The organism is Heminiphilus faecis (assembly GCF_008728965.1).
GTDB lineage: Bacteria > Bacteroidota > Bacteroidia > Bacteroidales > Muribaculaceae > Muribaculum > Muribaculum faecis.
Window position 1 is genome coordinate 1 of the sequence record NZ_VSMC01000059.1, and the last position, 2,285, is coordinate 2,285.

Here is a 2,285-nt window from a genome sequence, read left to right on the forward strand (position 1 = left end):
GCAGAACTTGACAGAATACAAGCCAAAATCAACAGAAGACCGCGAGAAAAATTAGGTTTCTCAGCGCCTCGTATTGAGTTCTTCAAACTATTGACTTAATTTTGCACTTGCTTGTTGACTCTACAGTGTCAAATATCAATCCAATATATTTTGAAATATCAGAAGATTGCTTTTTTTGCAAAATCCGAACTCTCTCTTTACCTAATGCGATTAACTCTGTACGCTTTTCCTCATCATCAACAATATGTAGGATTCTATTGCACAAGTCATCCATATTTTCAGGAGAAAAGTAAAGAGCTGCGTTTCCACAAACTTCTGGTATGCTCGTCGCTGAAGATGCTATTACCGGAGTATTAACCGACATGGCCAAAATTGGAGGATATCCGAATCCTTCATTCAAAGACGGATACACAAAACAAAAAGCATTAGAATATAATTCGCGTAAACGTTCGGTTGTCACATAAGGCAGCAGCTTAAATCTATCTTTATGCTTTATTTCATCAGCAAATGGAAGATTCTCGGCCCCCGTCACAACAACTTCGAAGCCGGATAATAAATTATTATCCAATAGTTTGTCAAAAGCCTTTATTGCCCTATAGGTATTTTTTTCAAATCGATTCCCACTTACAAGCAGAAAAAACGGGGTCACAGCACAAGTAGTTCCCTCTTTATTGTCGTTGTCTTTCTGCATTGTATCGAAAGGAGAATAAAATACGTGGATGCGTCTTGCCTGAATTTCCGGGAAGAAATTAAGTATTGCATATTTCGTATGATTAGATACGGTAATAAACATACTATTATGAATATTAATCAGTTGTGCAAGTTTTTTCCACTGACGTCTTCTCAATTCGTTTTTAATTATAGAGCTCCGAGCTATACACCATCCGACAATTCTTTTTAAAGATGAAGCATAATACTTATGTTTATATTTGTCCCAAACAATCTCCAATGGACGTAGTCCGTGAATTACACCTATAAAGCGGGCCTTTGAGCTATAATCATAATATTTATAGGGCAATGCAGAATAAAATATATCATAAGTACCTGAGTCAAGCACAGAATATAATTCCGCTTTAGTCCTGACATGAACTATTTTTTTACCTGAGTTGTCAATAACCGCCATAGTCTCAGGATCAAGAAAAAGATTAGGGTTCAAAGCCACATCAAACACATAACCGCGTAATATAGCAGCTCTTAAAATAAATTTGGCATACTCCCCACCACCGTGGAATGTAGCTCGCTGGTCTGACTGCATGGCAGTCCCGTCAAACAATAATTTTGGCATCACTGATTAATCGTTTTAATGATTCGACCCGGAACACCACTTACAATTGAATTCGGCGGGACATCCTTGATTACCACTGTATTAGGAGCAACTATACTATTGTCTCCTATAAATATCTTTCCGTATGCTTTGGCTCCGAGTGTGAAATTCACATTATCACCTATCACCGGACGATGTTCATTTGTTCCTTTTTTACCGATGACCACTCCTGTCGTAATAGTAAAGTTGACACCCACCTTATTGGCATTTAAATAAATCCCGCCGCCTATATGTATAATTCTCAGTCCCTTTCCACATGAATTAAGATTAATATATACACGATAAATATTAGACAGCCTTTTATGCCATAATACCCATAGGTGCCGCGTAATACTTCCAGTATTAACCGCATACTCGGCATGACGCATCACCCATATATAATGCTTGACACGAGTCTGCTCATCTTTGATAAGCCATCTTATAATAAATGGTAATCTGAGTAACGGATATCTGCTGAAATCCGCTCTAATATATTTCCTGAGGTCTCTACGTGATAGAATCATGAGCGTACATCATTTTACCAGTAAAATTTCCAATAAAATAATTATGACAGCCATAGTATTGCCGAGAGTTGAATATATACTGCGAACAGGTGTAAACATGCCATATGCCGATAAAATACACATAAACGGAATAAGGACGGTTTTGTGTCGGATCTGCAAAGATATAGTACCGAGCAAAAATGCAATAATAATAACCATCCAGATCAATAACCTGAGATTTTTACATGATGGCGAGAAGATACCCTGAAGCATGCTTCGGAACATTGCCGGTAATATGGTAAAAAGGAATATCGGGGTCAATACTTTGGTGAATATAGGTAGAGGATGAAGCATGGAAAAGCCACTCTACTTTGACCCTTTTGGCCAAACAGAATTCACCCCTTTGGCCATAATATGATTGACCCTTTTGGCCCAAATAACATTAACCGCTTAACACAAGAGTTATTAGAGATTTTTTG

2 protein-coding genes are annotated in these 2,285 nt (G+C 37.7%); both read right to left on the bottom strand.

Annotated elements, in window-relative coordinates:
- Positions 1-82: 82 nt before the first annotated feature.
- A complete protein-coding gene (locus FW767_RS12880) occupies positions 83-1,285 on the bottom strand; it encodes a glycosyltransferase family 4 protein (RefSeq protein WP_121700423.1) in 1,203 nt (400 codons plus the stop codon).
- On the bottom strand, positions 1,285-1,827 hold the full coding sequence (locus FW767_RS12885; protein WP_121700422.1) for a serine O-acetyltransferase: 543 nt from the start codon (positions 1,825-1,827) through the stop codon (positions 1,285-1,287). The genes FW767_RS12880 and FW767_RS12885 overlap by 1 nt, the downstream gene beginning before the upstream one ends.
- Positions 1,828-2,285 lie beyond the last annotated feature (458 nt).

What these genes read in the sequence shown, in the direction of transcription:
- FW767_RS12880 (WP_121700423.1), bottom strand. Translation starts at nt 1,285, where the DNA reads ATGCCAAAATTATTGTTTGACGGGACTGCCATGCAGTCAGACCAGCGA.
- FW767_RS12885 (WP_121700422.1), bottom strand. Translation starts at nt 1,827, where the DNA reads ATGATTCTATCACGTAGAGACCTCAGGAAATATATTAGAGCGGATTTC.